Annotated in this window: 7 protein-coding genes and 1 rRNA gene; 3 read left to right on the top strand and 5 right to left on the bottom strand. The window is 72.9% G+C overall.

Features of this window, described 5'->3' with window-relative positions:
- Positions 1–160: 160 nt before the first annotated feature.
- Positions 161–277 (top strand): 5S ribosomal RNA (gene rrf, locus IE258_RS12105).
- A 127-nt stretch (positions 278–404) separates the two neighbouring features.
- Here rrf and IE258_RS12100 read toward each other — a convergent pair.
- The 5 genes from IE258_RS12100 to IE258_RS12080 are packed head-to-tail and all read right to left on the bottom strand — an operon-like array spanning position 405 to position 6,063.
- Positions 405–1,715: a DUF58 domain-containing protein gene (locus IE258_RS12100; RefSeq protein ID WP_189742601.1), complete on the bottom strand. Its 1,311-nt coding sequence runs from the start codon at positions 1,713–1,715 to the stop codon at positions 405–407.
- Positions 1,715–2,707 (bottom strand): AAA family ATPase, encoded by a 993-nt coding sequence (locus IE258_RS12095; RefSeq protein ID WP_189742599.1) that lies wholly within the window; start codon positions 2,705–2,707, stop codon positions 1,715–1,717. The genes IE258_RS12100 and IE258_RS12095 overlap by 1 nt, the downstream gene beginning before the upstream one ends.
- Positions 2,704–3,921, bottom strand: coding sequence for a DUF4350 domain-containing protein (locus IE258_RS12090; RefSeq protein WP_189742597.1), 1,218 nt, complete (start codon positions 3,919–3,921; stop codon positions 2,704–2,706). Before IE258_RS12090 ends, IE258_RS12095 begins: the two co-directional genes overlap by 4 nt.
- A complete protein-coding gene (locus IE258_RS12085; RefSeq protein WP_229892061.1) occupies positions 3,918–4,637 on the bottom strand; it encodes a DUF4129 domain-containing protein in 720 nt (239 codons plus the stop codon). Before IE258_RS12085 ends, IE258_RS12090 begins: the two co-directional genes overlap by 4 nt.
- A gap of 34 nt (positions 4,638–4,671) precedes the next feature.
- On the bottom strand, positions 4,672–6,063 hold the full coding sequence (locus IE258_RS12080; RefSeq protein ID WP_189742593.1) for a DUF7847 domain-containing protein: 1,392 nt from the start codon (positions 6,061–6,063) through the stop codon (positions 4,672–4,674).
- 140 nt (positions 6,064–6,203) lie between these two features.
- Here IE258_RS12080 and mtnA point away from each other — a divergent pair, with 140 nt between their 5' ends.
- Together mtnA and mtrA are read left to right on the top strand one after the other, a co-directional pair.
- The gene (mtnA, locus tag IE258_RS12075) at positions 6,204–7,346 is read left to right on the top strand and encodes an S-methyl-5-thioribose-1-phosphate isomerase (RefSeq protein WP_189742591.1); all 1,143 of its coding nucleotides are present in this window, start codon (positions 6,204–6,206) and stop codon (positions 7,344–7,346) included.
- A gap of 4 nt (positions 7,347–7,350) precedes the next feature.
- A complete protein-coding gene (mtrA, locus tag IE258_RS12070; RefSeq protein WP_003975799.1) occupies positions 7,351–8,040 on the top strand; it encodes a two-component system response regulator MtrA in 690 nt (229 codons plus the stop codon).

Genomic DNA, 8,040 nt, shown 5'->3' with positions numbered 1-8,040 from the left:
GGGTTGATAGGCCGGATCTGGAAGCACCGTGAGGTGTGGAGGTGACCGGTACTAATAGGCCGAGGGCTTGTCCTCAGTTGCTCGCGTCCACTGTGTTGGTTCTGAAACCACGAACAATCAGACCGTGTTGGTCACCGGTTGGTTGTCTGTTTCATAGTGTTTCGGTGGTCATAGCGTAGGGGAAACGCCCGGTTACATTTCGAACCCGGAAGCTAAGCCTTACAGCGCCGATGGTACTGCAGGGGGGACCCTGTGGGAGAGTAGGACGCCGCCGAACAATCATTGCGAGGAAACCCCGCACCGGGAACGGTGCGGGGTTTTCTGCGTTCAGGGGTTGGTTGTTGTACCGAGGGTGGTTGAACCGACCTCGGGCGGGGTCTTTGGGCCCCGCCCATTCTTATTTCCTACAGCCGGCCTGCCGCTTTGAGTTCCAGGTAGGCGTCCGCGAGTGCTGGAGGAAGTTCGTCCGGGGTCGCGTCTACGACCGTCACGCCGTGTCGGCGGAGTTGGTCGGCGATGTGGCGGCGTTCCGACTGAGCCTGTGCGGCGGCCGCGGCCTCGTAGACGGCGTCCGTGTGGCCGCGGGCCTGGGCCATCCGTGACACGTGTGGGTCGGCCACCGAGGCCACGAGGACCGTGTGGCGCTGGGTCAGCTGTGGCAGGACCGGAAGCAGTCCCTCCTCGATCGGGGCGGCGTCGAGCGTCGTGAACAGCACGATCAGGGAGCGACGGGGGGCCGACCGGAGTGTGGTCGCCGTAAGGCCGCGCGCGTCTGTTTCCACCAGCTCCGGTTCCAGGGTGGCCATGGCGTTGACCAGGGATGGAAGGACGTCACCGGCCGTGCGGCCCTGGAGCAGGGCGCGTACGCGGCGGTCGTAGGCGAGGAGGTCGACGCGGTCGCCCGCGCGGGAGGCCAGCGCGGCCAGGAGCAGGGCGGCGTCCATGGCGGCGTCGAGGCGAGGGGCGTCGCCCACGCGGCCGGCCGAGGTGCGGCCGGTGTCGAGGACGAGCAGGATGTGCCGGTCGCGCTCGGGCCGCCAGGTGCGTACGGCGACGGTGGAGTGGCGGGCTGTCGCGCGCCAGTCGATGGAACGGGTGTCGTCGCCGGGGACGTACTCGCGCAGGCTGTCGAACTCCGTGCCCTCTCCGCGGGTGAGGACGCTGGTGCGGCCGTCGAGTTCGCGGAGCCGGGACAGCTTGGAGGGGAGGTGCTTGCGGCTGGTGAACGGGGGGAGGACGCGGACGGTCCACGGGACCCGGTGGGTGCCCTGGCGGGTGAGGAGGCCCAGGGGGCCGTAGGACCGGATCGTGACGCGGTCCGCGTGGCGGTCGCCGCGACGGGTGGGCCGCAGGCGGGTGGTCACGCGGCGGCGCTCCCCCGCGGGCACCGTCAGGCTGTGGCGGGAGGCCGCGGTCTCGGTGCCCGGCTGCCAGCTGCTGGGTGGCCAGGCGTCGCGCAGGCGGGCCCGGAGCGGGCGGCCCGACGGATTGCTGACCGTCAGGGTGACGTCGGCGGTCTCGCCCAGGCGGGCGGAGGCGTCGCCGGAGCGGGTGAGGCCGAGGCGCCGTACGGGGGCGGCCAGGGCGAAGTCGCAGGCGCAGGCGACGGCCAGCGGGGCGTTGACCGCGAGGATGCCCGTCCAGCTCGGGTCCCAGACGCCGACGGGGACGGAGGCCAGGGCCGCGATGAGCGCGGCGCGTCCGGTGAGAGCCATCAGCGGGGAACGGGGACGTGGGCGAGGATCGCGTTGATGACCGAGTCCGCGGTGACGCCCTCCATCTCGGCCTCGGGGCGGAGTTGCACGCGGTGCCGGAGGGTGGGCAGGGCCAGGGCCTTCACGTCGTCGGGCGTGACGTAGTCGCGGCCGGTGAGCCATGCCCACGCGCGGGAGGTCGACAGCAGGGCCGTGGCTCCGCGCGGGGAGACGCCGAGGGTGAGGGACGGCGACTCACGGGTGGCGCGGCAGATGTCGACGACGTAGGCGGTGATCTCAGGGGAGACGGTCGTCTTGGCGGCCTCGGCGCGCGCGGCCTCCAGGTCGGCGGCGCTCGCGACGGGGCGTACGCCGGCGGCGCGCAGGTCGCGCGGGTTGAAGCCGGCCGCGTGGCGGGTGAGGACGTCGATCTCGTCCTGGCGGGTGGGGAGGGGGACGGTGAGCTTGAGGAGGAAGCGGTCGAGCTGGGCTTCCGGGAGGGGGTAGGTGCCCTCGTACTCGACCGGGTTCTGGGTGGCCGCGACGAGGAAGGGCTCGGGGAGCGGGCGGGGCGTGCCGTCCACTGTGACCTGGCGTTCCTCCATGGCTTCCAGGAGGGACGACTGCGTCTTCGGGGGCGTGCGGTTGATCTCGTCGGCGAGGAGGAGGTTGGTGAAGACCGGGCCGGGCTGGAAGGAGAACTCGGTGGTGCGGGCGTCGTAGACCAGGGAGCCGGTGACGTCGCTCGGCATCAGGTCGGGGGTGAACTGGACGCGTTTGGTGTCGAGTTCGGTGGCCGCGGCGAGGGTGCGCACGAGGAGTGTCTTGGCGACTCCGGGGACGCCTTCGAGGAGGACGTGTCCGCGGCAGAGCAGGGCTACGACGAGACCGGTCACGGCGGCGTCCTGGCCGACCACGGCCTTGGCGATCTCGGCGCGCAGGGCTTCGAGGGCGGCGCGGGCGTTGCCCGGGGCCGCGCTCTGCCCGGCGTTGTCAGTGGTCGGGTCCATCATGGACGGCGTACCTCTCTTTCGAGGGTGTCGAGTTGGTCGGTGAGGGCGATGAGGGCCGCGTCGTCGCCGGGCGGCGGGCCGAAGAGGAGGGTGTGCAGGGTCTGTCCGTCGCCGGGTTCGCCGTGGAGATGGGCGGACAGGGCGGGGAGCAGGGACTCGGGTGTGTGCGCCTGGGTGACGGGGACGCCTACGAGAGGGGCGAGGCGGGTGCGGGTGGCGGAGCGAAGAGCGGTGGCGGCGCGGTCGCGGGCGTTCGCCTTGCGGTAGAGGCGGGCGCGGCCTTCGACGGTTTCGGAGGCGCGGATCGCGACGGGGAGTTTCTCGGGCACCAGGGGGCCGAGTCGGCGCGCCCGCCACAGGGCGGCGAGGGCGGCGGCGATGAAGAGCTGCAGGGTGCCCCAGAGCCAGCCGGACGGGAGCAGGTCGAAGAAGCTGCGTTCGTCGTCCGGGTCCGGGAGGTCGGAGAGGGAGGGGAGGTACCAGACCAGGTGGTCGCGGGAGCCGAGGAGTTGGAGGGTGAGCGAGGCGTTGCCGTGCTCATCGAGGTGGTTGTTGAAGAGGATGTCGCGGGCGCCGAGGACGACGGTGTCTCCCGGGGCGTCCTCCGCGGAGCCCGTCGTGGGCGGGTCGGGGATGCGCAGGAGGGTGGCCAGGCGCCGGCTGGGGTAGCAGGCGTCGGCTTCGAGGTGGGTGCTGTAGCGGATGCCTCCCGTGTCGGCGTTGCCCGCGCGCCGTGCGGCGGGCAGGTCGCAGGCAGGGGCCAGCGTGGAGTCGAGGCTGAGTGCGGGGTCGGCGGTGACGCCGGGGGCGAGGCGTTCGACGGCGGCGCCGCCGGGGGCGACCAGGACGGTGCGGCCACCGGAGCCGGACGTCGCCGAGTGCAGTCCCGTCTGCTGGCGTTCCGTCAGGAGGTCGGGCACGGCGACCAGCAGGGTGGTGTCCGGGCCGGCCGCGGCCCGCGCTTCGTCCAGGGTGGTGACCACGCGCGTGGAGACCCCCCGGTCGGCGAGGAGTTCGGCGACGGCGCGGCTGCCGTAGGGATCGGCGGAGCGCGGGTCGAGTTCCCCGTGCCGGGCGTCGGAGCGGACGACCGCGATGGCGACGGCGCCGACGAGCAGCAGGACGAGCGCGAGCGCGATGCCCCGCGCGCGGGTCCACACCTGGCGGGCGGTGGGCGAGGCCGCGGTGGTGGGGAGCGTGGCCTCGGTGGTCATTCGGCGGCTCCCCGGCGGGTGTCCCGGTCCGCGTCCCCCGTGGGGCTGCCGGCCGTGCTGCTCGCCAGGTGCGGCTTGCTGCGTTCCAGATCGTGGTCGAGTTCGGTGAGGCGCCGGTACGACTCCTCGCTGCCGGGTCGGCCGCCGTACGCGACGTCGTCGAAGTCCCGGGCGGCGGTACGCAGCCGGTCCCTGTGCGCGGGCAGGGCGTGGCCCGCCTCGGTGGCCGCCTCGTCGGCGGTGCGGCCGGGGCGGATGTCGAGCAGGGCGCGTTCCTCGAGGGCGCGGACGACGGCCCGCATGCGTTCCTGGACGGCCTGGCTCCAGTGTCCTTGGGCGGCGTGTGCCTGGGCGGCGGCGCGGTGGTCGGCGGCGCTGCGGGGGCGGTCGTCGAAGAGGGCGGGGGCGGAGACTGCGCTGCGGCGGGGGGTGCCCAGGCGCCACCAGAGGGCGCCCAGCACCGCCACGACGGCCAGGATGACGACGACCAGGCCGAGCGTCCCGCCGGGTGTCGCGGTGGAAGCCCTGCTGAACAGCTCTCCGATCCAGTCCCAGAAGGCGTTCAGGGCCCGCTGGAACCAGCTGGGATCGTTCTCGTGGTACATGCGTTTGGACAGCTCTCGCCGCGCGGCCTCCCGCGCGGGGTCGCGCGGAATCGTCACCGGCGGTTCGTCGCCGGAGAGCGACACCGTTCGTACGGCGGCGCGTGACAGCACCTCTGTGAGAACTCCCCCCGCCGGACTCACCCCGTCAGCTCCCCGGGACGGCGCCGGAGCCGCTGGAGCCCTGGGCGCCGGCGGACCGGGCCAGTTCGAGGTCGAGGGCCTCGCGGCGGATGCGCTGGTCGATGTACAGCAGCACGGTCACGCCTGCCGTGATCGGGAAGGTGATCATGGAGCCGATCACCGAGCCGATGCCGCTGACGACGAGGAACGTCCAGCCGAGGTCGCCGGTGCCCTCCAGGAAGCCGCCGACGCCGTCGCCGCCGAGGGTCGCGGCGAGGAAGGCGAAGGGGATGACGATGATCGACGCGACGACGTTGGCGATGACCGTGGCGAGCAGCTGGATGCCGAAGACGCGCCACCAGGAGCCGCGCACCAGCTTCACCGAGCGGCCCATCGCCTTCTTGATGCCCTGCTTCTCCAGCATCAGCGCCGGGGAGGCCAGCGAGAAGCGGACCATGAGCCAGACCGCGACGACGCCGCCCGCCAGGAAGCCCAGGGCGGTCAGGGCCACCCCGGCCTCGCCGCCCGCGGTGGCCGTGACCAGGAGGCCCGGTGCCATGCCGGCCGTCAGGAGCCCGGCGACGATGAGCAGCAGCAGGACGATCAGGCCGAACAGCTTCAGCACCTGGGGGCGGGCGTCCCGCCACGCCTCGCCGGTGGTGACCGGCCTGCCGAGTACGGCGCGGCTGGTGACGGTGGTGAGCAGGGCCGTGGCCAGCACGGTGCCGATCAGGGAGATCAGGAAGACGACGCCGGAGTTGATCGTGGTCTGGGCCAGCGCGTCGCCGAGTTCGCTCAGGGTGGCGTCGGGGTCGTTGAGGGCCTCGCTGCCGGTGTCGTCCAGGACCAGGCCCTGGAGCAGCACGACGACGATCTCCGTGAGGATGGCGACGGTCAGGGAGATACCGAGGACGGTGCGCCAGTAGGTGCGCATGGTGGAGACGGCGCCGTCCAGGATCTCGCCCACGCCGAGCGGGCGGAGCGGGATCACGCCGGGCTTGGCCGCGGGCGGGGGACCGCCCCAGCCACCTCCCCAGCCGCCGGGCCCACCGGGACCGCCGTAGCCTCCGTGGCCCCCGCGGGGACCGCCGTAGCCTCCGGGACCGCCATAGCCGCCGTAGCCGCCTCCGGGAGGTCCGGGTGGCGGGGTGCCCCAGCCCGGGCCCGGTGGTGGCGGAGGCGGGGCCTGGCCCTGGTCCGCGGGGCCGGTGGGCGCCGACCACTGGGCCGGGGGCGGCTGCTCCTTGGACCACTTCGTGCCGGGGCTCGCCGGTTCCGCACCCGGCCGGTCCGCGGGCGGCGCGGGCTGATCGGGGCCGGCGGGGCGGTCGGCGGGCTCGGCGGGGCCGGACGCGCCGGGCTCGTGCCCGTCGGACGGGGCGGATCCGGGCGATGCCCAGCCCGGAGTGTCGTTCATCGTCGCTCCTTCAGGTGCCCGCCCGCGGTCGCGGCGGCAGGTTGGCAGCCCATCGTGCCATGGGGGCGTCGGGTGCGGACCGGGCGCGGTAGGGGCTCGGTACCTTCAATTGTCCGCCGTACAGGGGGCAGACTGACCGCATGGCTGATCAGGACGCGCGAAGCGGCGAGGACAGGCGGCCGACCGGGATACCGGTCCTTCGCTGGGAGGAACCCCCCGAGGGCCCGGTGCTGGTGCTGCTCGACCAGACCAGGTTGCCGGCCGAGGAGGTCGAGCTGGTCTGCACGGACCCGGCCGCGCTGGTGGAGGCGATCCGCTCGCTCGCCGTGCGCGGGGCGCCGCTGCTCGGCATCGCGGGCGCCTACGGGGTCGCGCTCGCCGCCGTGCGCGGCTTCGAGGTCGAGGAGGCCGCGGCGGCGCTGGCGGGGGCCCGCCCCACCGCGGTGAACCTCGCCGTCGGGGTGCGGCGGGCGCGGGCCGCGCACCAGGAGGCCCTCGCCAGGACCGGTGACACCCGGCAGGCGGCCGCGGCGGCGCTGTCCGCGGCGCGGGCGCTGCACCGGGAGGATGCCGAGGCCAGCGCCCGGATGGCCGCGCACGGGCTGGCGCTGCTCGACGAGCTGCTGCCCGCCGGGGGGCATCGCGTCCTCACGCACTGCAATTCCGGTTCGCTGGTGTCGGGCGGTGAGGGGACCGCCTTCGCGGTGGTGCTCGCGGCGCACCGGTCGGGGCGGCTGCGGCGTCTGTGGGTGGACGAAACGCGTCCCTTGCTGCAAGGTGCTCGCCTGACGGCATACGAGGCGGCCCGCAACGACATGGCGTACACCTTGCTCACCGACAACGCGGCGGGTTCGCTGTTCGCGGCGGGTGAGGTGGACGCCGTGCTGATCGGCGCGGACCGCATCGCGGCCGACGGTTCGGTGGCGAACAAGGTGGGGAGCTATCCGCTCGCGGTGCTCGCGCGGTACCACCATGTGCCGTTCATCGTGGTGGCGCCGGTCACGACGGTGGATCCGGACACGCCGGACGGGGCGTCCATCGAAGTGGAGCAGCGCCCCGGATACGAGGTGACCGAGGTCACAGCACCCCAGGTGCCGGTGGCGGGAGCGGGAGGCGGGATTCCGGTGGCACCCCTGGGGACCCAGGCGTACAACCCGGCGTTCGATGTGACTCCGCCCGAACTGGTGACGGCGATCGTCACCGAGGAGGGTGTGGTTTCGCCCGTGACGGCCGAGGCCCTGGCCTCGCTGTGTGCCAGGTCACGCCAGGTAACGATTAGCTAATGGGATGATGTCGTTTATGAAGGGACGAGTCCTTGTCGTCGACGACGACACCGCACTGGCCGAGATGCTCGGCATTGTGCTGCGTGGTGAGGGTTTTGAGCCATCTTTCGTAGCCGACGGCGACAAGGCGCTGGCCGCCTTCCGGGAGACCAAGCCCGACCTGGTACTGCTCGACCTGATGCTGCCCGGCCGGGACGGCATCGAGGTGTGCCGCCTGATCAGGGCGGAGTCGGGTGTGCCGATCGTGATGCTGACGGCGAAGAGTGACACCGTCGACGTCGTGGTGGGTCTGGAGTCGGGCGCCGACGACTACATCGTGAAGCCGTTCAAGCCGAAGGAGCTGGTGGCCCGTATCAGGGCACGCCTGCGCCGGTCGGAGGAGCCGGCGCCGGAACAGCTCGCCATAGGCGACCTGGTCATCGACGTGGCCGGTCACTCCGTGAAGCGGGACGGGCAGTCGATCGCGCTGACGCCGCTGGAGTTCGACCTGCTGGTGGCGCTGGCCCGCAAGCCGTGGCAGGTGTTCACGCGCGAGGTGCTCCTCGAGCAGGTCTGGGGCTACCGGCACGCCGCCGACACCCGGCTGGTCAACGTGCACGTCCAGCGGCTGCGCTCCAAGGTCGAGAAGGACCCGGAGAAGCCGGAGATCGTGGTGACCGTCCGCGGCGTCGGCTACAAGGCCGGACCGAGCTGA

The organism is Streptomyces tendae (assembly GCF_014650435.1).
GTDB classification, from domain to species: domain Bacteria; phylum Actinomycetota; class Actinomycetes; order Streptomycetales; family Streptomycetaceae; genus Streptomyces; species Streptomyces tendae.
This window is presented reverse-complemented; position numbering and strand designations above follow the sequence as displayed.

Excerpts from the sequence above, each read along its gene's own strand:
- IE258_RS12095 (WP_189742599.1), bottom strand. The coding sequence starts at position 2,707 with ATGATGGACCCGACCACTGACAACGCCGGGCAGAGCGCGGCCCCGGGC.
- mtnA (WP_189742591.1), top strand. The coding sequence starts at position 6,204 with ATGGCTGATCAGGACGCGCGAAGCGGCGAGGACAGGCGGCCGACCGGG.
- IE258_RS12100 (WP_189742601.1), bottom strand. The coding sequence starts at position 1,715 with ATGGCTCTCACCGGACGCGCCGCGCTCATCGCGGCCCTGGCCTCCGTC.
- IE258_RS12080 (WP_189742593.1), bottom strand. The coding sequence starts at position 6,063 with ATGAACGACACTCCGGGCTGGGCATCGCCCGGATCCGCCCCGTCCGAC.
- mtrA (WP_003975799.1), top strand. The coding sequence starts at position 7,351 with ATGATGTCGTTTATGAAGGGACGAGTCCTTGTCGTCGACGACGACACC.
- IE258_RS12090 (WP_189742597.1), bottom strand. The coding sequence starts at position 3,921 with ATGACCACCGAGGCCACGCTCCCCACCACCGCGGCCTCGCCCACCGCC.